This window comes from Dactylosporangium vinaceum (genome assembly GCF_019904175.1).
GTDB classification, from domain to species: domain Bacteria; phylum Actinomycetota; class Actinomycetes; order Mycobacteriales; family Micromonosporaceae; genus Dactylosporangium; species Dactylosporangium vinaceum.
The window spans coordinates 7282927-7306723 of record NZ_CP061913.1 but is presented as its reverse complement, the minus strand read 5'-3'; the positions used below and the strand labels follow the sequence as shown (position 1 = coordinate 7306723).

The 23797-nt window shown below is 71.6% G+C and carries 26 protein-coding genes and 1 pseudogene; 17 read left to right on the top strand and 10 right to left on the bottom strand.

The window, feature by feature from the left end; genetic code table 11:
* Window positions 1-79: 79 nt before the first annotated feature.
* Window positions 80-208: a hypothetical protein gene (locus tag Dvina_RS55355; protein WP_281428127.1), complete on the top strand. Its 129-nt coding sequence runs from the start codon at window positions 80-82 to the stop codon at window positions 206-208.
* On the opposite strand, the gene Dvina_RS32635 is transcribed toward Dvina_RS55355, so the two are convergent.
* Window positions 201-1547, bottom strand: coding sequence for an extracellular solute-binding protein (locus Dvina_RS32635; RefSeq protein WP_223093134.1), 1347 nt, complete (start codon window positions 1545-1547; stop codon window positions 201-203). The genes Dvina_RS55355 and Dvina_RS32635 overlap by 8 nt on opposite strands.
* Before the next feature lie 98 nt (window positions 1548-1645).
* Between Dvina_RS32635 and Dvina_RS32630 the strand changes: the two genes are divergently transcribed.
* From Dvina_RS32630 to Dvina_RS32620, 3 genes are all read left to right on the top strand, one after another.
* The gene (locus tag Dvina_RS32630; protein ID WP_223093133.1) at window positions 1646-2731 is read left to right on the top strand and encodes a GGDEF domain-containing protein; all 1086 of its coding nucleotides are present in this window, start codon (window positions 1646-1648) and stop codon (window positions 2729-2731) included.
* Between the two features lie 213 nt (window positions 2732-2944).
* Window positions 2945-3232 (top strand): YggT family protein, encoded by a 288-nt coding sequence (locus Dvina_RS32625; protein ID WP_223093132.1) that lies wholly within the window; start codon window positions 2945-2947, stop codon window positions 3230-3232.
* 246 nt (window positions 3233-3478) lie between these two features.
* Window positions 3479-3901, top strand: a complete 423-nt coding sequence (locus Dvina_RS32620; RefSeq protein ID WP_223093131.1) for a hypothetical protein — start codon at window positions 3479-3481, stop codon at window positions 3899-3901.
* Between the two features lie 205 nt (window positions 3902-4106).
* On the opposite strand, the gene Dvina_RS32615 is transcribed toward Dvina_RS32620, so the two are convergent.
* The 3 genes from Dvina_RS32615 to Dvina_RS32605 all read right to left on the bottom strand — a co-directional run bounded on the left by Dvina_RS32615 (window position 4107) and on the right by Dvina_RS32605 (window position 6753).
* On the bottom strand, window positions 4107-4286 hold the full coding sequence (locus tag Dvina_RS32615) for a hypothetical protein (RefSeq protein WP_223093130.1): 180 nt from the start codon (window positions 4284-4286) through the stop codon (window positions 4107-4109).
* Window positions 4287-4345: 59 nt separating this feature from the next.
* The gene (locus Dvina_RS32610) at window positions 4346-6238 is read right to left on the bottom strand and encodes a glycosyl hydrolase family 18 protein (RefSeq protein WP_223093129.1); all 1893 of its coding nucleotides are present in this window, start codon (window positions 6236-6238) and stop codon (window positions 4346-4348) included.
* 122 nt (window positions 6239-6360) lie between these two features.
* The gene (locus tag Dvina_RS32605; protein ID WP_223093128.1) at window positions 6361-6753 is read right to left on the bottom strand and encodes a VOC family protein; all 393 of its coding nucleotides are present in this window, start codon (window positions 6751-6753) and stop codon (window positions 6361-6363) included.
* On the opposite strand from Dvina_RS32605, the gene Dvina_RS32600 reads away from it, so the two are divergent.
* From Dvina_RS32600 to Dvina_RS32585, 4 genes are all read left to right on the top strand, one after another.
* Entirely contained in the window at window positions 6740-7363 is a 624-nt protein-coding gene (locus Dvina_RS32600) for a GNAT family N-acetyltransferase (RefSeq protein WP_223093127.1), read from the top strand. The genes Dvina_RS32605 and Dvina_RS32600 overlap by 14 nt on opposite strands.
* A gap of 102 nt (window positions 7364-7465) precedes the next feature.
* A complete protein-coding gene (locus Dvina_RS32595; protein ID WP_223093126.1) occupies window positions 7466-8005 on the top strand; it encodes a TetR/AcrR family transcriptional regulator in 540 nt (179 codons plus the stop codon).
* Window positions 8006-8009: 4 nt separating this feature from the next.
* Window positions 8010-8393, top strand: coding sequence for a VOC family protein (locus Dvina_RS32590; RefSeq protein ID WP_223093125.1), 384 nt, complete (start codon window positions 8010-8012; stop codon window positions 8391-8393).
* Window positions 8394-8463: 70 nt separating this feature from the next.
* The gene (locus Dvina_RS32585) at window positions 8464-8994 is read left to right on the top strand and encodes a hypothetical protein (protein WP_223093124.1); all 531 of its coding nucleotides are present in this window, start codon (window positions 8464-8466) and stop codon (window positions 8992-8994) included.
* Window positions 8995-9397: 403 nt separating this feature from the next.
* Here the strand turns inward: Dvina_RS32585 and Dvina_RS32580 are convergent, their stop codons facing one another.
* Complete coding sequence (locus Dvina_RS32580; RefSeq protein ID WP_223093123.1) at window positions 9398-9826, bottom strand: MarR family winged helix-turn-helix transcriptional regulator; 429 nt, start codon at window positions 9824-9826, stop codon at window positions 9398-9400.
* Window positions 9827-10064: 238 nt separating this feature from the next.
* Between Dvina_RS32580 and Dvina_RS32575 the strand changes: the two genes are divergently transcribed.
* On the top strand, window positions 10065-11165 hold the full coding sequence (locus tag Dvina_RS32575; protein WP_223093122.1) for an epoxide hydrolase family protein: 1101 nt from the start codon (window positions 10065-10067) through the stop codon (window positions 11163-11165).
* A 75-nt stretch (window positions 11166-11240) separates the two neighbouring features.
* Here Dvina_RS32575 and Dvina_RS32570 read toward each other — a convergent pair whose 3' ends face one another.
* Window positions 11241-11483: a hypothetical protein gene (locus Dvina_RS32570; protein ID WP_223093121.1), complete on the bottom strand. Its 243-nt coding sequence runs from the start codon at window positions 11481-11483 to the stop codon at window positions 11241-11243.
* Window positions 11484-11656: 173 nt separating this feature from the next.
* Here Dvina_RS32570 and Dvina_RS54650 point away from each other — a divergent pair, with 173 nt between their 5' ends.
* On the top strand, window positions 11657-12136 hold the full coding sequence (locus tag Dvina_RS54650) for a hypothetical protein (RefSeq protein ID WP_246655463.1): 480 nt from the start codon (window positions 11657-11659) through the stop codon (window positions 12134-12136).
* Window positions 12137-12476: 340 nt separating this feature from the next.
* Here Dvina_RS54650 and Dvina_RS32560 read toward each other — a convergent pair whose 3' ends face one another.
* Window positions 12477-13367 carry an NAD(P)/FAD-dependent oxidoreductase gene (locus tag Dvina_RS32560; RefSeq protein ID WP_223093120.1) on the bottom strand — a complete coding sequence of 297 codons (891 nt, stop codon included), beginning with the start codon at window positions 13365-13367 and terminating at the stop codon, window positions 12477-12479.
* 299 nt (window positions 13368-13666) lie between these two features.
* Here Dvina_RS32560 and Dvina_RS32555 point away from each other — a divergent pair.
* Window positions 13667-14668: pseudogene (locus Dvina_RS32555) on the top strand (aminotransferase class V-fold PLP-dependent enzyme).
* Window positions 14669-14842: 174 nt separating this feature from the next.
* On the opposite strand, the gene Dvina_RS32550 reads toward Dvina_RS32555, so the two are convergent.
* On the bottom strand, window positions 14843-16339 hold the full coding sequence (locus tag Dvina_RS32550; RefSeq protein ID WP_223093119.1) for a DUF4419 domain-containing protein: 1497 nt from the start codon (window positions 16337-16339) through the stop codon (window positions 14843-14845).
* Between the two features lie 153 nt (window positions 16340-16492).
* Here Dvina_RS32550 and Dvina_RS32545 point away from each other — a divergent pair, with 153 nt between their 5' ends.
* From Dvina_RS32545 to Dvina_RS32530, 4 genes are all read left to right on the top strand, one after another.
* The gene (locus Dvina_RS32545) at window positions 16493-17224 is read left to right on the top strand and encodes a hypothetical protein (protein ID WP_223093118.1); all 732 of its coding nucleotides are present in this window, start codon (window positions 16493-16495) and stop codon (window positions 17222-17224) included.
* The gene (locus tag Dvina_RS32540; protein ID WP_223093117.1) at window positions 17221-17565 is read left to right on the top strand and encodes a PadR family transcriptional regulator; all 345 of its coding nucleotides are present in this window, start codon (window positions 17221-17223) and stop codon (window positions 17563-17565) included. The genes Dvina_RS32545 and Dvina_RS32540 overlap by 4 nt, the downstream gene beginning before the upstream one ends.
* Entirely contained in the window at window positions 17565-18299 is a 735-nt protein-coding gene (locus Dvina_RS32535) for a hypothetical protein (protein ID WP_223093116.1), read from the top strand. Before Dvina_RS32540 ends, Dvina_RS32535 begins: the two co-directional genes overlap by 1 nt.
* Before the next feature lie 309 nt (window positions 18300-18608).
* Window positions 18609-20216 carry a cellulase family glycosylhydrolase gene (locus Dvina_RS32530; RefSeq protein ID WP_223093115.1) on the top strand — a complete coding sequence of 536 codons (1608 nt, stop codon included), beginning with the start codon at window positions 18609-18611 and terminating at the stop codon, window positions 20214-20216.
* Window positions 20217-20318: 102 nt separating this feature from the next.
* Here Dvina_RS32530 and Dvina_RS32525 read toward each other — a convergent pair whose 3' ends face one another.
* On the bottom strand, window positions 20319-20822 hold the full coding sequence (locus Dvina_RS32525; protein WP_223093114.1) for a GNAT family N-acetyltransferase: 504 nt from the start codon (window positions 20820-20822) through the stop codon (window positions 20319-20321).
* Between the two features lie 51 nt (window positions 20823-20873).
* Window positions 20874-21410 (bottom strand): hypothetical protein, encoded by a 537-nt coding sequence (locus Dvina_RS32520; protein ID WP_223093113.1) that lies wholly within the window; start codon window positions 21408-21410, stop codon window positions 20874-20876.
* Here Dvina_RS32520 and Dvina_RS32515 point away from each other — a divergent pair.
* Both Dvina_RS32515 and Dvina_RS32510 read left to right on the top strand, forming a co-directional pair.
* Window positions 21409-21999, top strand: coding sequence for a hypothetical protein (locus Dvina_RS32515; RefSeq protein ID WP_223093112.1), 591 nt, complete (start codon window positions 21409-21411; stop codon window positions 21997-21999). The genes Dvina_RS32520 and Dvina_RS32515 overlap by 2 nt on opposite strands.
* A gap of 256 nt (window positions 22000-22255) precedes the next feature.
* The gene (locus tag Dvina_RS32510) at window positions 22256-23752 is read left to right on the top strand and encodes a GGDEF domain-containing protein (protein WP_223093111.1); all 1497 of its coding nucleotides are present in this window, start codon (window positions 22256-22258) and stop codon (window positions 23750-23752) included.
* Window positions 23753-23797: the final 45 nt, after the last annotated feature.

The following is a 23797-nucleotide window of genomic DNA, read 5'->3' as shown; positions in this document are numbered from 1 at the left end:
ATGGCAGCGGGGCGAACGGGCACGAGCAAGTGGCCGGATGCCCGGGTTCTCGAGCTCTGATCGCCGGTACCTTCGCGGGATGAGCGGCGGCGGAGCGGTGCGCGGCAACGACGACCTGGCCGGCATCCTGGCGGTCGGTCTGGCGGTGGCCGTTGTGCTCTCGGCCGTCCCGAATGCGATCTGGTGGCGCAGCCGCGCGGCTACTTGATGCCCGTCTGGGTGGGGTCCTGCAGGGCCGCGTTGATGTCGTTCGTGGTGCGTTGCAGGATGTCCTGGACCTGGGCGCGGGTCAGGGCGGCCGGGGCCTGCCAGAGTTCGGCCAGGTCCTTGGCGATGATGCTCTCCACGACGATCCAGGCGGGGATGGACGGGTACATCCGGCCGGCCGCGATCATCGTGCGGAAGGCGGCGTAGGCGGGGTCGGACTCGAGGCGGGTGCCCTTGATGGCGGCGGTGCGGGCGGGCCAGAGGCCGGAGGAGACGCTGTAGCGGCGCTGGCTGTCCTCGCCGGTCAGGAACTTCACCCACTCGAAGGCGGCCGCGGGGTGTTTGGCGGCCTTGAGGATGGCCAGGCCGGAGCCGCCGAAGAAGCCGAAGCGGCCCTCCTTGCCGGCGGGCATCGGGGCGGTGCCCCAGCCGTTCTTCAGGCCCGGGCGGTCGGGGTCGGCCAGGTAGTCGCCGACCGACTGGGAGTTGTCGATGGTGATGGCGCCGATGCCCTTCGCGAACGCCTCGGGCACGTCGCTGGACTCCAGCTTCATCGCCTCGGGGTCGTCGTACAGGTGCACGAGGCGCTGGTAGTACGTGACGCCGTCCACGGCGGCCGGCTGTGCCAGCTGGGACTGGTCGCCCGTCTCGTTGAGGAGGTTGCCGCCGGCTCCCCAGATGAAGGGGGCCACGTTGTGGATGATGCCGAAGTTGTTCTCGTTGCCGATCGCGAGCGGCCAGACGGTACCCCCGGCGTCCTTGATCTTTTGCAGTGTCGCCTCGAAGGCGGCCCAGTCGGTGAACGCGGTGGCCGGGTCGACGCCGGCCTGGGCGAGGACGTCCTTGCGGTAGAACAGGGCGCGCACGTCGGTGAGCCAGGGCAGCGCGGTGATCTCGTCGGAGCCGAGGCGGTGGCTGGCGCTCCAGCTGGCGGGGGCGAACACGTCCTGGCCGCCGACCGCGGCGATCTCGGCCTCGGTGTACGGGCGCAGGGCGTTGAGGGCGCTGAACCCGCCGACCCACGTGGTGCCGAGCACTGTGACGTCGGGGCCCTCGCCGCTGGTGGTGGCGGTGCTGAGGCGGGTGAGGGCGTCGCTCCACTGGATGCGCACGGGCTTGATGGTGATGTTGGGGTGCGCCTTGTGGAACTCCTCGGTCTCCTGGATGACCGCGCGGTCCTGGATCGGGCCGCCGTAGGGCATGTACCAGAACTCGAGGGTGACGGCCGGCTGGTCGGCCGCGTAGCCGACGGTGTCACCGGCGGCGGTGTCGCCCTTGGAGCGTGCGCAGCCGGTCAGGACCAGCGTGGCGGCCAGGGCCACGAGTGCAGTGCGCCTCATCACACCTGTCCTATCGACCGGGTTGGGGTACGGATGAGCCTTAGGTTGACGCAGTCACGGTCGATATGCGGACCGTGCGCGGGAAGGTTGCAGCAGCTTTGTCGTGGCGATGGCCGCGGGTGCTGGCGCTCGCCCTGGTGCTGCTGGCCGCGGTCACCGTGGCCAACATCTGGCTGCACGGGCGCAGCCGCGCGCACGAGGGCACCCGCTCGCAGCTCAACGAGCTCAACGTGCTGCTGCACGAGGAGAGCTCGCTGCAGTGGAAGACCCTGGCCAGCCGCAACACGCCCGTGAAGGTGGCCCGGGAGCTGGGCGCGATCCGGCTGCGCGAGCGCGAGATCCTGGACCGGCTGCCGAACGCCGCCAACATCAGCAGCCAGATCGAGAGCTACCACGACGTCCTCGACGTCGAGCTCGGCCTGCTCGGCGTGGGCAAGACGGCCGAGGCGCTGACGATCGAGCAGACCAAGACCGACCCGGCATTTGTGGTACTCGCTGCCACGCTCCAGCGCCTGGAGGACTCGGCGACCGCCGATGCCGACCTGGCCAAGCACCTGGCCGACCTGACGCTCGTGCTCGCCATGGCGGCCGCACTGATCGCGATCGGCCTGCTGCTCTACCGGTTCGAGCGGGAGCACCGCCGCTCCATGCGCGTACAGCAGGTGGCACTGGAGACGCTGGCCGAGCACGAGGCGCTCGTACGCCACCAGGCCGCCCACGACCCGCTCACCGGCCTGGCCAACCGGCGGGCGCTCACCGAGCTGCTCGGCGCCGCGCACGGCCCGCACGCGCTGCTGCTCGTCGACCTCGACGACTTCAAGCCGGTCAACGACCGCCTCGGCCACGCGGCCGGCGACGAGCTGCTGGTCGCGGTGGCCGGCCGGCTGCGCGACGCGGCCGGGGACGGCACCGTGGTGCGCCTCGGCGGTGACGAGTTCGCGATCGTGCTGCCCGGCGGCGAGCCCGGCGCCGTGGCCGTCGCCGAGCGGGTGGTCGCGGCCGTCGGTGCCCCGTTTGCGATCGCCGGCACCACCGTGCGCATCGGCGCCAGCGTCGGGCTGGCCACGACCGCCGACCCGGGCGACGAGGACCGGCTGCTGCGCGACGCCGACGAGGCGATGTACCGGGTCAAGCAGTCCCACAAGGGCGGGTACGCCGTGGCCTGCGTCATGACTGCTCGGTAACGCGGCGCCCCGGCCGAACTCGGCAGTGTCCGGCCCGCCGCGGCCGCCGTCCGCCGTATCGCCACCGGCCTCGCCGCGACGGCGGGTGCACTCGGCGGGATCGCGGGCTCGTTCGAGTACTAAAGTGGCTAGTACTAAGCCGGGCCACAGGAATCTCTCAGGTTGCCGACGCACAGTTGCAGCAGGCGCTCATCCGCTAACCGGAGGTATGCAGTGGATTTCGTCATCGGCATCGTGAGCCTGGCACTGCTGGTGTTCCAGCTGCTCCTGGTGGCCCGCGCGCTGCTGGACTGGAGCGTCGTGCTGGCCGGCCCGTCCGCGCCGGGCGGGATGCGGGCCCGGGTGATCTCCGCGCTGTGGCGGGTCACCGAGCCCGTCCTGGCCCCGGTCCGCCGCGCACTGCCGCCGGTGCGGGCCGGCGGGATGTCCTTCGACCTCGCCTTCATCATCGTCTTCCTGGGGATCATCCTGCTGCGGGCGGTGCTCGGCCTCCTGTACTGACCCGGGCTCGACAAATCGGACACCGCTCCCGTGGGCGGTGTCCGATGGTGGTGACAGCTCGGCGCGCGTCCAGGACGGGCCGGCGTAGGGCGGTGGGTTACGCGCTGCGCCCATATGCGGTACGGTGACCGGCCGTCTGGCTGCGGGCAGATCGAACGGGCAGGTCAGGCGGCACGTATTCGGGAGTTGCCCGGTTCTCGGCGGGCCTACCGTGAGGTGAGACACACGCTACCGAGGGAGCCCGCCATGACCGACGCCGACATTCCCTACGTCGTCGAGCACGACACCAACTACGACGGCCACGACGAGTGGCTCAGCGCCGACACCAACGCGGACGGCCGCGACGACGTGTACCAGTACGACCTCGACGGTGACGGGAACCTCGACAACCAGGCGTGGGACAGCAACCACGACGGGTACATCGACGCGCGTGGGTACGACCACGACCACAACGGCACGATGGAGCAGGTCAAGTACGACACCGACAAGGACGGCAAGGCGGACCTGCTGCAGGTCGACTCCGACGGTGACGGGTACCTCGACCGCCTCTACACCGACAGCAACCACGACGGCCAGTACGACCGCGTCGACCAGATCCACGCCGCGGACCCGAAGATGACGCACTACACCGACCACTACACCAACGGCGCCCACTACAACGGGGGCTGAACGTTCCTCGGCGCGTCCAGCGTGACCCCGCCCGTCGGCGGCGCCCGGGCGGGCCCGTCCGCGACCATCAGCGTGTGGGACGAGGGCTTCCAGGGGCGCCGCCGTTGCTCAAGCAGCCGGACAGCGCGGCGCCGGGCGCGGGCGCGCCGACGACGCTCGGGTGCCCCGCGACCGCGGCGGCGTCGACGCCCGCGCTGAGCTGTGCCTAGGCCGGCTCCGGCACACCCATGTCGGGCGGTGGGTCGTCATCGCCCGGCAGCGGCTCGGCCGGCGCGGGCGGGAGCGTGTCAGGGGTGTCGGGCAGCAGTTCGCCGGGGTCGTCGGGCACCGGCTCGCGGGGGTCGATCGGCGGGTACTGCTCGGGGTCGAGCTGCGGTTCCGTCATGATCCCGAGTATGCCGCCCGGACGGTGGTTCCGCCGGGCGGCGCACTCGGGTCACTCGTTCAGCAGGCGCCGTTGTCGGTCCAAACGGCCTGGCTGTTGTTGCCGGGGATGTCGCCCTGGGTCCACCACTTCGCGGTCCACTTGTGGCCGCCGTACGTCACCGACTGGCCCCCGCTGTAGGCCGTGCCAGCGTTCCACGCCGACAGGCCCGAGCAGGCGCCGGTGCCGCCGGTCGGCGTGGGTGAGGTACCCCCGCAGGCGCCGTTGTCGGTCCAAACGTTCTGGCTGTTGTTGCCGGGGATGTCGCCCTGGGTCCACCACTTCGCGGTCCACGTGTGCCCGCCGTAGGAGACCTGCTGCCCGCCGTTGTACGCGGTCGCCGCGTTCCAGGCCGCGGCGGTGCAGCTGCCGCCGGTCGGGCTCGGGCTCGTCGAGGGGCTCTTGGACGGCGACGCCGAGACCGACGGGCTGGCCGAGGTGGTGCGCGACGGCGACGCGGTCGGCGAGGTCGTCGAGCAGCCGGCGGTGGCACCGTTTGTCGCGTTCACGACCTGGTTGAACAGGGTGCCGGCGGCGTCGAGGGCCTCCAGGGAGTACATCATCGCGCCGGCCAGGCCGTTGCAGTGCTGGTAGTCGGCCTTGGCCTGGATGGACTGCTGGTTGTCGCCGGACCAGAACGTCGTGCCGTCGTAGAAGTACGACGACTTCGTGGTCGGGTCGAAGTACGTGTACGACGGGTTGTCCACGAAGCCGGTGAGCTCCTTGTAGAACGACACGCCTGGCACGTTGCCGGACATCGCGTGGCCGGTGGCCGGCTGGGCCGCGCTCTGATACAGCCCGTGACCCGCTCCGGCCGGCACGCCCGTCCACCCGCGGTAGTAGAACGGGTAGCCGATCGTGGTCTTGCCCGCCGGGAAGCCGCCCGGGATGCCGTAACTCGCGTCGCCGTTGATATAGGCCTTGATTGCCGAGTCGATGTTGTACTTCCCGGTGCCGGGCGCGATCACGGGGCTCGGATCGTTCGGCGAACCGTACAGCGGGTCCTGGAAGTTCGTGGGGCCCTGCGGCTCGAAGCCACCGTGCATGTCGTACGTCATGACGTTGGCGTAGTCGAGGTAGTTGCCGATCCGGTTCGTCTCGATCTTGGAGATCTTGTCCTGGCCCGCGGGGACGGCCGCGGTCAGGTACTTCCTGCCCGTCCCGAGCGCGTCGAGCTGGCTGCGGAACTCGGCCATCAGCGCCGTGTAGTTCGCCTTGTCGTTGGTGCTGTAGTGGTTGCCGGTGTGGCCGGGCGCGCCCGGGTACTCCCAGTCGATGTCGATCCCGTCGAACACGCCGGCCCCGGAGCCGGGCCCGCCGAAGCCGTTGCGCACCGGCAGGTTGCCCTTGATGAACATGTCGATGCACGAGCTGACGAGCGTCTTGCGGCTCGCGTCGGTCGCGGCGGCGTCGCTGAAGTACTTCGAGTAGGTCCACCCGCCGATCGACACCAGGATCTTGAGGTTGGGGTACTTCGCCTTGAGCTTCTTGAGCTGGTTGAAGTTCCCGACCAGGGGCTGGTTCCAGGTGTCGGCGACACCGTCGACGCTGATGTCCGCGCCGTAGGACTTGCCGTAGTCGGCGTAGGAGTCGCCCGCGTTGTCGCCGGCGCTGGCGTTGTTCTCGTCCTGCGACGCGGGGGAGTCGTTCTCGAAGCAGCTCAGCGTCGTGGGGTTGATGTTCTCGAACGCGTACAAGAGATAGTCGAGCTTGCCGGCCATGCCGCTGGTGTCGAGGTTCTTGGGGTAGAAGCCGTTGGCGTAGATGCCCCACTGCGTGAAGTAGGCGAACTTGACGCCGCCGCTCGTGGTGGCCGCCTGGGCGGTCGAGTTGACGGCGACTGAGGTCCACGCGGCGGTGGCCGTGAGGACGGTGGCTGCGATGGCGGTGATGAGCCGACCGGGTCTGCGCATCTCGCTCCTCCTGTACCGAGAGCACGCTCGGGTTCCGCGCCGGAGCTCCCGAGGGAAACAGTTAAGGTTGTTAACTGTTTCCCGGGATTTTATAGCCATCGATGCGCGGCGGACAAGAGCGTTCAGCCTGCGTTAAGGTCCCCGGCCACGTCCTGGACCGAGCGCGACAGGATGCAGAACTCATTGCCCTCCGGATCGGCGAGCGTCACCCACGACACGTCCGGACCCTGGCCGACGTCGGCGGGCCGGGCGCCCAGCGCGAGGAGCCGCTCCACCTCCTGGGCCTGGGTGCTGCCGTCGGCCCGGATGTCCAGGTGCAGCCGGTTCTTGACGGTCTTGCCCTCGGGCACCTTGACCACGTCGATGCTCACGCCGGGCTCGCCGGCGGGCGCGATCGTGATGATCTCGTCCGGTACCTCCTCGGTGACCGTCCAGCCCAGGACGGCGGCCCAGAAGTCGGCGACCTTGCGCAGGTCGTGGGCGTCGATGGCGATGGCGGCGATGCGACTGGTCATCGGGCTGTGGTACCACACCGCTGTGGACAACCTGACCCGGGAGCTCGCCTTCCCCGACCCGCCACTCGCCGACGACCTCGTGCTGCTGCGCCCCTGGCGGGACGCGGACGCCGCCGAGGGGTTCGAGGCGTTCTCCGACGAGCAGTGCCTGCGCTTCTCCTGGCCCCGCACCGAACCGCCGGTCCTGGCCGACTTCCTGGCCGCCGCCAGCAGCAACGAGGCCGCCCGGCTGGCCGGCGCCTCCATCAACTTCGCCGTCGCCCCGGCCGCGGCCCCGGACCGCATCTGGGGCGCGGCGTCCGTCTACGACGTGCACCTCGCCGGCGGCCGGGCCGCGGTCGGCTACTGGGTCGCGCCGTGGGCCCGCCGCCGGGGCGTCGCCGGCCGCAGCGTCCGCCTCCTCGCCGCGTGGGCGTTCACCGGGCTCGGCGTCGAGCGCCTGGAGCTCACCTGCGGCCCCGACAACACCGCCTCGGCCCGCGTGGCCGAGCGCTGCGGCTTCGTCCGCGAGGGCGTCATGCGGTCCCACCTGCCGTTCAAGGGCGCCCGCCGCGACACCGTGCTGTTCAGCCTGCTCCCGGGCGAGCTGCGGGCCGACGGAGCCACCTGAAGCGGCCGGTCGTCATGCTGCCGTGGCGCCAGCCGTGGTGGCCGGGTGCACCTCCGGCGGCAGCGCGTCTCGGCGGGCGCCCCAGGCTGTACCGTAACGGGGATGTCCCCGGTTGAGCGGCCGATGCGCGCGGACGCGCGGCGCAACTACGACGCGCTGCTGACCGCGGCGGCCGAGGTGTTCGGCGAGCTCGGGGCCCAGGCACCGCTCGACGAGATCGCGCGGCGGGCCGGGGTCGGCAACGCCACGATGTACCGCCACTTCCCGACCCGTGAAGAGCTGCTCCTGGCCGTGTACGACGACGAGGTCCGGGCCCTGTGCGCCGACGGCCGGCGGCGGCTCACCGCGGAGGCGCCCGGCGACGCGCTGTTCGCATGGCTGGAGGCGTTCGTCGCGCACGCCGCCTCCAAACGATTCCTGGCCGCCGGGGTGCGCGGGCCCGACACCCGCCTCGACCGCTGGCACCGGGCCATGCACGACACCGCCGCCGCGCTCGTCGAGCGGGCGGCCGCGGCCGGGGCCGTGCGCCCCGGGACCGACGCGTGGGACCTGCTGGTGCTCGCCAACGGCATCGCCCTGGCCGCGACCGACGACACGCAGGCCCGCCGGCTGCTCGCCGCCGTCCGCCACGGCGTAGGTTGAGGTGATGGCCACCTTCTGGACCCTCGGCTGCGACGCCGCGGACCCGCAGCGACTGGCGGCGTTCTGGGCGCTGGCGCTGGGGTACGAGCGCGAAGCAGGCTTCGACGAGCCCGACAACGCGTCCATAGTGGACCCCGAGGGGCGGGGGCCGGCGATCGGCTTTCTGCGGGTACCCGAGGGCAAGACCGCGAAGAACCGGATGCACATCGACGTCCGCGTCGCCGGCCCCGGCCCGTGGGACATGGCCGCCCGGGCCGAACTGATCCGCCGCCGCGTGCCGGAGCTGGTCGCGGCGGGCGCCACGGCCGTCCGCGAGGAGTGGTACGGCGACGTCCTCGGCCACGTCGTCATGCTCGACCCGGAGGGCAACGAGTTCTGCGTCGCCTGAGGTCGGCTCCAGGCCCGCTGCAAGCGTGGGTGGGGCCGGTCGGCGGAGGGGCCGGGCGTACGCTGCCGCTGTGCTTCCGCGGAGGATCGCCGAGCGGACCGCCGGTGGGCTGCTCGGGCTGGCCGGGCATGTGCTGGCCGCGCAGGTCTTCCTCGACGAAGCCCTGCGCGGACACGTCGATCCGCAGGACCGGGTCATGGGGGCGATGTTCGTCGTCGCCGCCTGCGACATCCTGTACAGCGCCGTCTGCCTGACGGTCGTGGGTGGCTGCTTCCGGCGTGGCCATCGCGACTGGGGGTCGGGCATCCTGCTCGGCTGGCTCGTCGGTGCCGTCCCCGGCCTGGTGGCTGCCGTCACGGTGTACGCCCGGACCTCCGACTGGTCCAGTCACTGCCCGTGTGAACCACCCCTCCAGAACGGACAGCACTGGTGGGACTTCCCGTGGACGTGGGCCACCGCGATTCGAGTGGCGGTCTGGTTCTGGCCGGTCGTCGTGACGGCCGGGATCGGTGCGGCGTACTGGGTGTGGGTGATCAAAGATTCGTTGGCGCCGGCAACGCGGCTGCCGCGTGGCTCAGCCGATTCGTCGACGCCGCGGTAAGAGCGCGCGTCTGCTGTGGGCCTGACGACGGCCCGAAGTTGCTGAGGCGCTGCGAACCCACCGTCCCCGGTGCGGCATCACCGCGTGGATCGCCCACAGGCGGATGTCCCGGCAAGCTTCGTCCGCCACCGCCGGGGTCGTCGAGCGCGCCGTGTCACGGCTCATTCGCCACCCGCTCCGGCCTGCCGTTACATCGCGCTCGCCGCGCTCGTTCGGATGCCGTGCCCGTTCGGATGCCGTGCGCTGGCGGAGACTCGCGAAGTCGGCCCGCATGGAACACGGGCTTGGCGGTTCGCGATGTTGCGACGCGCGTGCTGGGCGGGCCGGCCGGCGCGGCACCGTCGGGCGGTCCTGGCGATGGACCTGGGCCGCCGCCGTCTTGCCTCGGTTGGGGGAGCCGCCCTCAGCCGCCGTTGTGGTGGTCGAGCACCCGGGCGAGCAGGCCGGTCAGCTGGTGCCGCTCGGCGGGTGACAGCGGCGCCAGGAGTTCGTCCTGGGTCTCGGCCAGGCGCTGTTCCAGCCGGCGCAGCTGCCGGCGGCCGGGGGTGGTCAGGGTGATGATGTTGCGCCGCCGGTCGGCCGGGTCGGGAGCGCGCTCGACCAGGCCCTGCGCGGCCAGTTCATTGACGGCGGCGACCATGTCGCTGAGGTGGATGCCGCTGCGGCGGCCCAGGTCGGCCTGGCTCGCCGGCCCGATCTCCTCGAGGGTTTTCAAGATCCGGAAGTGGTACCCCTTGGCGCCCACGGCCGCGAACCCGTCCCCGACCAGCCGGTGCGCGTGGCCGGCGGTCTGAGTGATGAGCCAGCTCGGCAGCTCCTCCCACGCCGTCATGTGACAAGCGTAACGAACCGTTGGACCAGCCAACTGCCGCGGTATCGTTAGCGTCATAAACGTTAACAGCCCGAACGTTAACTAAACCAACGTAACCATGGTGAACGTTTTCAGTGCAAACGTTTACCGTATGAACGTTTACTTAGGGAACCTTCGCGGTGTGAACGTTTAAGTCGGGACCGTTGAGAAAGCGAACGTTTGTCAACGAACGTTCATCGCGCCAGCGTTAGGAGCACCAATGATCACGCCGTTCCGCATCGCCGTTCCGCAGGCCGACCTCGATGACCTTGCCGACCGCCTCGCGCGGACCCGCTGGCCCGATGAGCTGCCCGACGCCGGCTGGGACTACGGATTCCCGCTCGGCCGCCTCAAGGAGCTGGCCGAGCACTGGCGGACCCGATACGACTGGCGCGCCCACGAGGCCCGCCTCAACGAACTGCCGCACTACACGACCGAGATCGACGGCCAGCGCATCCACTTCGTCCACGTCCGCGCGGCCGACCCGGGCGCGCTGCCGCTGGTGCTGACCCACGGCTGGCCCGGCTCGTTCCTGGAGTTCCTCGACGTGATCGAGCCGCTGTCGCGGCGGTTCCACCTGGTCATCCCGTCGATCCCGGGCTTCGCCTTCTCCGGGCCGACCCTGGAGCGGGGCTGGGACATCGTCCGGGTCGCCCGGGCCTGGGCCGAGCTGATGCGCCGCCTGGGCTACGAGCGCTACGGCGCGCACGGCGGGGACTTCGGCGCGGGCATCTCGCTGGCGTTGGGCGGTCTGGATGCGGCGCGGGTGGTTGGAGTACACCTCAATTATCTGCCGACAAGGCCCGACCCCGACGCCGGTCTCGTGCTGTCGCGGTCCGACGAGGCGCGGCTGGAGAAGATCCGCCGGTTGATGGCCGACCGCCCGCCGTACCAGGCGCTGCAGGCCCTCACGCCCCAGACCATCGGCTACGCCCTCACCGACTCGCCGGTCGCGCAGTTGGTCTGGATCGCCGAGCGCTTCGCCCAGTGGACCGACCCGCGCACACCGATCGACGACGAGCGCCTGCTCACCGACGTGTCCCTCTACTGGCTGACCGCGACCGCCGGGTCTTCGGCCCGCCTGACCCGCGAAACTCCCCGCGGCGCCGCCCCGTGCCCGGTCCCGGTCGGGGTGGCCGTGCTCCCGCACGACATCACCCAGTCGGTCCGGCCCCTCGCGGAGCGCCTCTACGACATCAGGCAGTGGACCGAGCTCGACCGGGGCGGGCACTTCGCGGCAATGGAGGTGCCGGATCTGCTCGCCGCCGACATTGCCGCCTTCTTCGGTACTGCGCACACGCCGTTGGTACCGCAATCATGATCGTGCATCTGGCGGTCCCGGGGCTGATCGCTGCTCCCGCCGGCCGACCTCGACCGGGTTTCCGGCTCGGGCCGGCTACCGTTCGCGCTCGGCGGCCGCGCGCCACCAGGCCGGCACCGGTGAGGTGAGGCCGGCCCACGGCTGGTCGGGATGCAGCCCGAGGCGGCGCAGCGGGGCGGCGTCGACCCAGATGCTGTACCAACCGCGCCAATGGCCGTCCTCGGCGATGCCGCACGCCAGATCGACCCTGACCTCGTCGTCGGCGAACGGCATCCAGTCGACGCCGTGATCACGCAGCCAAGCACGCAGGGCAGTCATCGGCCGCGGCCGTCCCGGCCGGTTCTCGTACGTGACGACCACAGTCCAAGCGCGCTCGTCTCGCTCCACCGTCTCATTCTGCCCGAACGCAGCCCCCTCGTTCTGCCGCCGAGCGGTGGACACGATCGGCGCCGGACGTGCGCGCCGGCGCCGGCGTGGTGGACCATCGGTACATGGCGATTCCGGGCCGGGGCGTGGCGGACGACGGCTTCCGAGGCTCGGCGACCCGCGCTGGCGGGGAAGGTGGCGAGACGTCCAGCGCCGCCGGGTACGGCGACACGACGCTTCCGGCCTGGCTGCCGCTGGTATCGGACGGGCGGACCGCGACCGGCGGCGAGTTGCTGCGGACTGTGCCGATTGACGAGGCTCGCTACGCTGATCGTGCGGCCTCGGGCGGACGGTGCCCGGCGCTCTTGGCCAGGCGGTGCACTGGAGGTGCGGTGATGGGGCTTTCCAGCTACCGGTGTGAGAGCTGCGAACGCCGGGTCAAGGAGCCCTTGCAGAAGAGCATCCTCGGCCGGAGCGTGTGCGCCGGGTGCGTTCGAGCGACGCTACTTGGCGCGGGCGTGACGGTGATCTCCGGCGATCCGGGAGCGGGTGCCGGCGTGTGGTCGATGCTGATGCGCAAGCTCCGCCGTGGCGAGCGGGCGTAGGACCTCGCCGACGGGCAATCGAGCCCCGCTCCTGGAGACGCACCTCGGTACAGCCGGGATCCGGCATCCATCCAACGCATGACCTGCACTTGATTCGCAGCACGCGGGCCATTTGCCCTCGGCCGAGCCGCGCTGAGAGACCCCAGCGCTCACTGACGCCGTGCGCGCGGCAACAACGGTTCCGCCCCGAACGCAACCAGCGACCGTTGCGGCGGCACCGTGCGCGGTCGCGGCGACGTCGACCGTGGCTGGTCAGGACCGTCAACGGCTCACCGGGGACGGAGCCTCCTGTCCCGCCGATGAGCGTGAAGCCGCCGGAGGCTCGGACAGGGGCCTGGCGTCACCCCAGTAGGGCCTCGGCCACCGCGCGGCCGGAGAGCCAGGCGGTCTGGACGCGGGGGCGGCCGAACGCGTCGCCGCAGAGCCATACGCGGCCGTCGACGGCGTACGGGCCGTCGGTGGGTTCGGGCTGGGCGTAGGTCCAGCGGTGCACCTCCACCTCGGGCTGCGCGCGGAGGCCGAGCAGCTCGCCGACCGCGCTGGCGAGGATCGGTGCGGCCGACTCCGGGTCGTCCAGGTGCCGGGCGGCGAGCGCGGTGGTCGAGTGGGCGACCAGGACCGGGGCGCTGTCGCCGCGGCGGTCGCCGTCGTCGAAGACGGTGGCGAGAGTGGGATGCTCGTTGATGAAGGCGCCGGTCAGCTCGCCCCACTCCCGGGACGGATACCTCAGCACGGCGGCGATCACCGGCCGCCAGGTCTGCGCGCTCGCCGCCGCGGCGATACCCGGTGGTGGGCTCAGCCGCAGGGCCTGGGGGCCGGGCATGGCGAGTACCACCGCGTCCGCGTCCTCGGGCACCGAGTCGACAGGCGTCGCCAACCGCACGTCGAGCCCGGCGGCGAGGTCGACGGCCAGGGACCGCAGCCCGCCCGACGCCGCCCAGCGCACCGGCCCGGTCGTCAGCCGCCCGCCCGGATAGACCCGGAAGGTGTCGGTCCAGGGCCGGGCAAGCCCACGCGACTGCCAGGACGAGACCTGCCCGGCGAAGCCCGGGTCGTCGGCGACGCAGTAGGCGGCGCCGATATCCGCATACCGGCCGCCGTAGCGCTTGCTGGCCAGCCGACCGCCGACCACCCGGCCCCGCTCCACAACCCGCACCCGCGCGCCGGCGTCGGTCAGCGCGCGGGCGCACGCCAGCCCGGCGATCCCGGCACCCACCACGACAACGTCCATGATCAGACCCTACCGAACAGCGAGGCTCACCGGTTGCGACACTCGACCACGCGGCCCGACCGCCCGGGCGGGCGTCGACGATTGCGGCAGCCCGAAGCAACGCCGCGAGACGCGCCGCAAAACGACCGCTCGACCACCTTTCCGCTGAGTGAGCGACCGTACTGGCCTCACCGCGAGCGGGCTTCGCCGTCCGCCCGGCCAGCCGCGGCCGGCAAGACGCCCTTGGAGTGCCGGGACAGCATCTCGACCGGCAGCCTCACCATGGCCGCGACCGCCATGTTTCTCGTTATATTCCGATCATGTGGGATCCCGAGCCGGGCTGGTTGAACACGGCAAGCTACGGTCTGCCGCCGCGGCGGGCGTTCGAGGAGTTGCAGGCGATGCTCGCCGACTAGCGGGTCGGCCGGACCTCATGGGAGGGGTGGGACATCGCCACCCAGCGGTCGCGGGAGTCGTTCGCACGGCTCATCGGGGTCGCGGCCGAGGACGTGTGCGTCGGTGCCCAGGTGTCGCAGGTGCTCGCGCCGGTGGCCGCCGGGCTGGCCGGCAGCCGGTTCCTCGTGCCCGATGTGGAGTTCACCTCGAACCTGTTCCCCTGGTTGGCGACGGCTCAGGTCCGTACCGTGCCGGCCGCGTCGCTGGCCGACTCCGTGGACTCCACGGTGGACGTCGTGGCGTTCAGCCTGGTGCAGTCGGCCGACGGCGCGGTGGCCGACTACGCGGCCGTGGTGGCCGCGGCCCGCGCGCACGGCGCGCTGGTGGTCATCGACGCGACGCAAGCGTGCGGGTGGCTGCCGTTCGACGGGTCGCTGGCCGATGTGGTGGCCGTCGGCGCCTACAAGTGGCTGATGTCGCCGCGCGGCAGCGCGTTCGCTTACCTGGCCCCGCACGTACGCGAACGGTTCCTGCCGGTTGCGGCCGGCTGGTACGCCGGGGAGAACGTGCACGGGTCGTACTACGGCGAACCGCTGCGGCTCGCGTCGTCGGCGCGGCGGTTCGACATCTCGCCGTCGTGGCCGGTGTACTCGGGCACGGCGCCGGCGCTGGAGGTGGTCGAGGAGATCGGCGTCGCGGCGATCAACGCCCACAACGTACGGCTGGCCAACCGTTTCCGCGCCGGGCTCGGGCTACCGCCGGGCGACAGCGCAATCACCGTGGTCGACGTGCCGGGAGCCGAGGAACTGCTGCGGCGGGCCGGTGTCCGGGCGGCGGTGCGGGCGGGACGCGTGCGCGCGTCCTTTCACATCTACACGACGGATGCGGATGTGGATCTTGCCTTGAACGCTCTCACCCATGGCTGAGGATGTGTGCGGCGACGAGGCCGGCGCCGGCTAGGAGCCCCGTCGGCTCACCGTCCCTCCTGAGACGCCGCAGGGAACATCGTGTGCGACAGGCATCCTGCCGCACTCACCCGCCAACGCCGTCCACCGGCCGTCCGTCCCCGCCGAGTCGCCGACGCTCGGGCTCTGGCATCGTCAGTCTCGACGGTCGGGCGGCGCGGCCAGGAGCTGATCGAGGCGGCCGGTCTCCAGGTGCGCGATGTCGCCGTCCGCGTCAAGGGCCGCGTCGAGCAGCATGATCAGGGAGGTGCCGAGCACCGGCACGTCGGCCGGGTCGTCGGCCAGGAAGTACGCGCCGTCCTCCTCCGTCACCCGGCAGAGCACCCAGTGCACGATCTCGGCGTCCTCGTCCATGGCCGCGGCGATGGTGCGCCCGTCGGCCAGCTCGAAGAGCGTCGTGGTGAAGAGGCGGCCGAGCCCGTTGACCCCGCGGGTCTCGCGGGGCGGCACCAGGCGCCAGCGCCCGCCGAACAGCGTTGCCGTGCCGATGCGGTGGTAGAGCGCGACGAGGTCGGCCGGGCCCTCGCCGTGCCCGTCCTGGGCCGGCGTGGTGTCGTGGTCGCGCACGATCCGGTCGAGCACGTCGTCGATCTCGAGCCCGGCCGGGGCCACATGCCAGCCGGCGACCGGGCGCAGCGCCCCGTCCGGGTCCTGCGCGACGCCGACGAGACCGCCGTGCAACGCCACCGCGTAGTTGTCGCCGGCGATCCGGTCGTTGATGTTGACGACCACCCGGGACAACAGGGCGGGGACCGACTCGCTGTTGATGCCCGGGCCGTCGTAGAAGCCGCCCGGCGCCGGGGCAACGTCGCGCGGCTCGCCGATCGGCAGCTCCAGCAACGGGTTGGGCCGGTCGGGGGTGCCGGCGCCGAGGTACGGGTAGAACCGCACGATCCAGCCGGTGATGACGTCGCCGCCGTAGACGTCGACCGGGTTGCAGATGCGCCGCCAGAAGTCCCGGTCCGCGTCGCCGGCCGCGGCCCGCACGAACGCGTCGGCGATCGGCGCCAGCGAACGGCACCAGGTCTCCAGCCCGAAGCCGGCCACCGCGTCGACCCGCGCGCGGATCCGCTGCCAGTCCTCCACCGTGCCGGTCAGCGTGATCGAGGGGATGCCGCAGATGGTCTTGAGCCACAGGGAGAAGTACGGCGAATAGGCCTCCAGCAGCACGACCCGCCCCGCTGTGCGCTCCACGTCGGTGCTGGTGGAGAAGTCGCACGCGAACAGGGCGTCGTCGTGGACCTCGGCGGCCAGCAGCTCGGCGAACGACCCGGCCAGCCGGCTCCATCCGGCGGCGTCGCGCGGCACCGGGCCGTTGATCTCCAGCGCGAGCCGTTTGCGGCCCGCGTGCCCGACGAGGCGCGGCCGCAGCTCCTCGGCGTGCAGACGGATGTGCTGCGCGACCCCCTGGGCGATGGTCAGCCACACCGCATCGGGCGAGAGCACCAGCGGCCGATGCTCGGCAAAGGCCCGCACGACGGCACTCAACAGCGGATGCACCCCGTCCGGCGCCAGCACCGCCAGACCCGGAACCCCACCGATCACCAACGCGTCGGGGAACAGCGCGCCGACCGGCCCCACCGGCAGCGGCGCGCCGGCCGGCGTGACGTCGTCGACCGCAAACGTGACCATGCCGCGAACCCTAGCGCCGACCGCCCGGCCGCGGTGCCCCCGACCGGCTCCCGCTGCACCTGCAGCAGCCGCCGACCCCGCTGAGCTGCCAGCGGGCGCGGGCATCGCGGTGGTGGCGTTGCGTTGGGGGCGCGGGCGTCTACTATGACCGTCATGGCTATAGTCGGCACGGCGTCATATCGTCCGGTCTGGGCGCGTCGGGGGACCGCGGCCGCGGGAGCGGTGATCGCGGTCGCGGTCGTCGTGGCTGTGGTTCGGCTGCCGGTCCGGGACGCCGCAGTGTGGGCGGAGTCCCTGACGGTGGCGGTCTCGGCAGTCGGGCTCGTCGCGGTCACGTGGTGGCTGACGGGCCGAGCGGACCCGCGGGACCGGCAGGTGGTGCTGACGTGGGGACTGGGCTCCGGGCTGGTGCTCGGCGGTCTGTGGATCGCCGAGATCGCGTTCAACAACCTGACCCCGCACTCGGTGTCCACGGCCGGTGCGCGGGGTGTGCTGGACAACCTCACCTGGGCGGTGGTGGGGGTGGGCACCGTCGCGGCGGCCGGGGGTGTCGCGGCCCGTACCGGTCGGTGGCGGTCGGGCCTGCGGGCCGGGGTGTGGTCGGGTGTGGGCAGCGGCCTGGGTGCCGCGCTCGGCGGTGCCGTGCTGCTGGCCTGCTTCCGCTCGTTCGTCGAGGCCGACCCCTTGATGCGCGATGAGTGGCGGCTGCGGGACGGCGGCGTCGATCTCTCCTTGTACGTCACGCGGGAGACGATGGCGGGTGTGGGCGGGCACCTGTGGGTGCTCGGCGTCGGGCAGGGTGCCGTGCTCGGCTTGCTCGCGTCATCGGTCGTCATCGCCGCCACCCGGTACCGGCCCCGGCGCGCGACGCCCGAGGCCGCATGATGACCGATGACCCGCCGGCGCTGAGCACCGCCGGGCTGCACGTGCTGCTGGCACTCGGCGATGGACCCCGGCACGGGTACGCGATCATGCAGGCCGTCGCCGCGGAGTCCGCCGGGACCGTGCAGCTGGGTCCGACAACGCTCTACCGGACGCTGCGTACCCTGCACGACGCCGGGCTCGTGAGTGAGATCGCGCACGACGACCCGGCCGGGGACGCCCGGCGGCGCTACTACCAGATCACCGACGCGGGCCGGCGCGCCGCCGGTGCGCAGCTGCGCCGGCTGCAGACCCTCATCGACATCGCACGGACGAAGCGGCTGATACATCCGGGGCCGGCCTGATGGCGGGGCCGGCGCCGGGCGCGGACGGCGAGCGCCGCCTGTCGATTGCGGTGTACCGGAGGATCCTGCGCTGGTATCCGCGTGCCTTCCGCGATCCGTGGGCCGAGGAGACCGTACTGCTCTTCGCCGAGCTGGCACGGCGACGGCCACGGGGGGCGGCGTCCACCGCCGCGCTGTGGGCGAGCCACCTGCCGGACCTCGCGCGGGGGTTCGTCGCCGAGTGGTCGCGCGAGATCGGCCGGTCGGCGCGTCGCCGGAACCCCGCCGTGCCGCACGGCGCGCTCGCCGGCGCCCTGCTCAGCGCCGCAACTGCCGCCGGGAACCTCGGCTCGCTCTGGCAGACGCCCCTGGGCCGTGCCGGGTCCTGGTTGATCAGCGCGGCGGCGCTGACCGTGCTGGCGCGGACCGGACGGGTGAGCGTAGCCGGCTCCGGCACCATCGGACGCGCGCTGCGCAACGGTGCGGTGGCCGGCCTGATCGCCTTCGGCGCAGCCGATCTCACCGCCACCGTCATCGTCCTGACCTCCCTCGACCGTCTGCGTCGCGACCCACTGCAGGCCGCCGCGTTCATCGCGAGCCGCGAGTCCGACTTCCGCACGTACCAAATGCATGAACTGCTTGGCGGTTGGGTCTATGGCAGTGCCGCCGGAGCGCTGCTGGCCGCGGCGGGCGCCGGGCTGGTCGCCGCCATCAGCCGCAGCAGGCGCCTCGGACAGCGCAGACCACGGCCATGACGGCGTCCGCTCATCGGCGTGCGTAGCGCCGGGCGTTCCATCCGCGCGGGCCGGATGCGGCGAGGTCCAGCGGCGCTTCCGGGGCGCCGGTGAAACGTTCACGATGAAACGGCGATGTCCGAAAGATGCAGAGCCGGTTTTCCGCCGTCTCGGACAATGCTCCTGCTCAGCGGCCTGCCGCGGCCTGACGAACATGTTCGTCGAAGCGCGTCGATTGACACCCGTCGCGCCCGTGGCAACACTCCTCGCCAGGTTCGGACCGGAGACGCCGCCACGTCCGGCGCTCGACACCGTACGAGAGGAAACCGCATGAGTTCGAAAGTCAGGAGGGCCGGGCTCGCGCTCTTCGCCGCCACCCTGGCCCTCGCCGGAGCCGCGTACGGCGTGACGAGGGCACCCGCGGCCAATGCCGCCGTCCAGCTCACCGGTCCGCAGCTGGTCGCCGACATGGGTGCCGGCTGGAACCTCGGCAATCAGCTCGAGGCCAACGCCAACGGCATCCCCAGCGAGACGGCCTGGGGCAACCCGGTCATCACGCAGGGCCTCATCGACCGGGTGAAGGCGTCGGGCTTCAAGACGATCCGCATCCCCGTGTCGTACCTGGGCAAGATCGGGGCCGCCCCGAACTACACAGTCGACTCGGCCTGGCTGACCCGGATCCAGGAGGTCGTCAACTACGCCTACAACTCCGGCCTGTACGTGCTGATCAACATGCACGGCGACGGGTACAAGAGCGTTGGCGGTTCCTGGCTGATCTGCGACGCGTCGGACCAGACCACGATCAAGGCCAAGTACCAGAAGGTCTGGCAGCAGGTCGCGACGAAGTTCGCGAGCTACAACGACCACCTGATCTTCGAGTCGATGAACGAGGAGTTCGACGGGCAGTACGGCAACCCCACCCAGCCGTGCTACTCCAACATCGTCGCCTACAACCAGATCTTCGTCGACACCGTGCGCAAGACCGGCGGCACCAACGCCTCGCGCTGGCTGCTCGTCCCGGGCTGGAACACCAACATCGAGTACACGACGGGCAGCTACGGCTTCTCGCTGCCCACCGACACGAACCGGTCGTCGTCGATCCCCAGCGGCGAGCAGCGGATCATGATCTCCGTGCACTACTACGACCCCTGGGACTTCAACGGCCAGGAGGACGGCAACATCACGCAGTGGGGTGCGGCCGCGACCAACCCGGCCAAGAAGTCGACCTGGGGCCAGGAAGACTACATGGACTCCACGCTCAAGAAGATGTACGACACCTTCGTCACCAAGGGCTATCCGTTCTTCGTCGGTGAGTACGGCTCGGTCGACAAGACGTCGGCCGACCCGGCGAACAACACCTACCGCGCGAACTTCGCCAAAGCCCTTGTCGCCACCGCGAAGAAGTACGGCGGCGCGACCGCCTACTGGGACAACGGCTACAACGGCCAGTACGGGTTCGGCCTGTTCAACCGCAGCAACAACACCGTGACCCAGCAGGGCATCATCAACGCCATCATCACCGCCGTCGGCAGCACGCCTCCCAGCTCCCCGCCGGTCTCGCCGTCCCCGAGCAGGACGTCGGCCTCGCCGTCGCCTTCCCGCTCGGCCAGCAGCCCGGCCGGTACCGGAGCCTGCAAGATCGTCAACGCGGTGAGCGCCTGGAACACGGGCCTGACCAACAACATCACGATCACCAACACCGGTACCACGGCCATCAACGCCTGGAACCTGGTCTTCACCCTGCCCGCCGGGCAGGCCATCACCGGCGGCTGGAGCGCCACCTACTCGCCGGCCAGCGGGACGGTGACCGCGACGAACGTCAGCTACAACGGCACCCTCGCCCCGGGTGCCTCCACCACCATCGGCTACCAGGCCACCCACACCGGCAACGCCGGCGCCCCGACCGGCTTCAAGCTCAACGGCTCCACCTGCAGCTGATCGCCTGCACGCCCCGATCGGGCCGGACGACGCACCGTCCGGCCCGATCGGAGCAGGCCGCGCAGGTGCTCGCCGACCATCCGGGCGTCCCCGTCGTCGTTTTCAGCGCAGAGCTTTCCGTGTCGCGCCGGCTTGGACGCCGTCGGCGTGGCCGTCGGCGTCCGGCCGCGCGGGTTGGCGGACCATGAGGACGTCGACCGGGTCCTCGCGCTCGACGACGAAGCCGTGCCGCTCGTACAGCCGCCGGGCCCTACTGCCCTGCAGGACGTTGAGACGGATGCGGGTGCCGTCGCGGTCGCCCTGCCGTAGGAGTGCATCCAGTACCGACGCGCCGATGCCGGCCCCCTGCAGGTGCGGCGCGAGGTAGAAGTGCTCCAGCCAGGCGGCGTCGGCGTCCGGTCGCACCGCCACGCACCCGGCGAACGCCCGCCCTACCTCGATGACCCGCGTGTGTTCCGGCGCGAAGGCGTCGCGCAGCCGTTGGCGGACCCGCTGCTCGTCGTACCGCCCGAGCCGCTCGAGGTCGGCGCGGAGCACGACGGCCCGCAGCTCGGCGATCACCTCGACGTCCGCACCGGAGGCTGGCCGCAGGCTCCAGTCCACCACGATCGTCAGGCTACCGGCCGCACCATATGGCCTTCGCGGCCGGGTGGTGGCTCACGGCAGCAGGTTGTGCACTGCGGCCCAGGCGGCGATCCGATCCTTGGCGGCGCCGGGCGGCAGGATGGCGGCGAGCCGGCTCGCATGGGCCGACAGGTTCTTCTGGCGGCGTAGCTCGCCCATGTGCTCAACCGGGAGGTCGCGCCGGCCCGCACACCTCGCGCGAGCGTCGTCCGGGCCGGCGGGGAGCGCGGCGAGCGTGTCGGCGGCGAGGACCGCCGGATCCCAGTCCGGGTCGGCGTCGGGGCCGAGATGCTCGATGACCCAGGTGCGCAGCGCGAAGGCCTGGCCGGCCATCCGGGCCTGTTCCCATGGGTCGTCGCCGTGCAGCCGTGCGTTGGCGAGCAGGGACAGCTTGGCCCACCGCAAGCGAGCGGGTCGTGGTTCGCCGGACCGGTAGACGTGCGCCTGCGCGACCACCCGGACCTGCTCCAGCGCTTCACCGTCGTGGGCTGTGGTGAACGCTTCGAGCCGGTCGATCGTCCAGTCGCCGAGGTCTCGGATCGGTCGGCCGCGGCGAACGTCCTCGTGCATGGTTCCCATTCTGGGGGCGGGGGGAGCGGTGGCGCTCGGCGTAGCGGACGGCGGCCGGCACCGCGGCGCCCGTGACGGCGAACATGGCGCCGGTGACGTACCAGCCGGGGCGGCCCCATTCGATGCACAGGCCGATGAGCAGGGCCGGTCCGAAGGCTTCGGCGAGACCGGCGCCGAGGCCGAAGACGCCGAGATACTGCCCGGTGGCGTGTTCGGGGGCGAGGGCGAAGGAGACCTCGAACCCGGCGGCGGCGTGCCAGAGTTCGCCGGTGGTGTGGACGATGACGGCGGTGATGAGCAGGGTGGCGGCGGCCCAGGCGGGGACGCCGGTGGTGCCGGAGACGAGGCAGCAGGCGGCGAGGAAGGCCAGGGCCGGTCGCGCAGCGCCGCCCACCGCGGGCCGGGACCGGTGCCGGGCGGCGGCGCGGTCGCGGGCGGGAGGAGCACCAGGAAGGCCGCCGATGCCACGGTCAGCGCGGCGATCGCCCACACCATCAGGTCGCAGGCGGTGGTGGTGCCGGTCTGGACGGCCCAGCCGGCGAACAGGGCGCCGATGGAGACGCCGATGTTGGTGACGGCGCGCAGGTAGGCGCGGAACTGCTGGGGTCGTTCGCCGCCGTGGCGGCGGATCAGTGGGCTGCGGGCAGCGCCGCCGGCGGCGGCCTGCACGATTTTTATTGCAAGTCAATGGCAATAGCAAATGACAGGCGACAGGTACGGTGATCGGAGCGTCGGCCCAATCGGCTGGGAGGTGGACGGCGCGGCGACACGGTATCGCGCCATTACACCCTTTTTGCACCTGTATTCCGCTCAAGCGCGCCGCCCGGATGGGGTCTTCTGGGCCTATGAGTGTGCGGTGGTGGCGGGTGTACCTCGCCGCGATGATGCTGGCCATTGCCGGTTATGTGCCGGTGACACTCGGCCCGTGGGCGGAGACGAGCTGGTCCATCGTCAACACGCTGGGGCCGGTCGCGGTGATCGTGTTCGCCGTCGCCCGCCTGCCGCGGTCCGACCGGACCGCCTGGCATCTGCTCGCACTCGGCATACTCGCGAACGGCACCGCCGTGGTGCCGAACACCATCGTGTCCGAGGTGCTGCAGAGCGACGCCTACCCGACCGTCGCCGACGCCTTCTACCTGCTGTTCTATCCGGCGGTGCTGGGCAGCATCGGCCTCATGATCCGGCGCTGGCCACCGCGGCTGATCCGGCCGGCCATGCTCGACGCCGCCACGATCACCTCCGGCATCGGGGTCCTGGCCTGGGTGTACGCCATCGACCCCGCCCTGCAGGACGGCAGCTACTCGCTGTTCGGGCAGCTCGTCCGGGTGGCGTACCCCGTCGGTGATCTTCTGCTGATCTTCATGGCGCTGATCCTCGTGCGCAGCAACAGCGGTGCCGGGACCCGGCGCGCCCGATGGGGTACCGCACCACCGTGGCTCGCCACCGGACTGCTCTGCTTCCTCGGCGGTGACCTCATCTGGCTGCTCATCGGCGCGCACAGCGTGCCCGGCTGGGTGACCCGCGGCGTCGACGTCTTCTACTTCGCGGCGTTCGTGATCCTCGGCTATGCCGCCCGCCACGCCACCGCCACCGACGTGCAGCGCCTCGCCGCGGCACCGCGGCCGCCGGGCATCCCGCTCATGTCGATGCTGCTGCTGGCCCTGCTCATGGCCCCCGCCGTGCTGCTGCTGCAGACGTCGCACGACGGGTTCCAGCACGGTGCCGCCATCGCCGCCGGCTCGACGATCATGTCGGTGCTGGTGGTCACCCGGCTCACGGTGCTGCTGCGGTTCGTGGAGCGCCAGAGCGACCAGGTGCGCGAGCTGGCCCGCCGCGACGAGCTCACCGGCCTGCCGAACCGGCGCGCCTGGGGCGATGAGCTGCCCCGGGTGCTCGAGCATGCCCGGCAGAGCGGCCGGCCCGTCAGCATCTGCATGATCGACCTCGACCACTTCAAGGCGTTCAACGACACCCGCGGCCACCAGGCCGGCGACCGGCTGCTCAAGGAGGCCGCCGCCGCATGGACCGGCCAGCTGCGGCAGTCGGACCTGCTGGCCCGGTACGGCGGCGAGGAGTTCATCATCCTGCTGCCCAGCACCGACATCCACGCCGCCGGTGCGGTCATCGAACGGCTCCGCCCCGTCACGCCCGCGGCGCAGACGTTCTCCTGCGGCGTCGCCGTCTGGAACACCACCGAGACGTCGGACGAGCTGATCGCCCGGGCCGATGCCGCCCTGTACGAGGCCAAGCACGCGGGCCGCAACCGCACGGTCGCCGCATCGGCCCAGCAGCCGCCGGCCCCGCTCCCGGCTTCCACCGATGATGCGGTGCTGCGGGGCTGAGGCGACCGGCCCGCCCGGCCGCGTGGTGCGGGCCCGGTCGCTCAG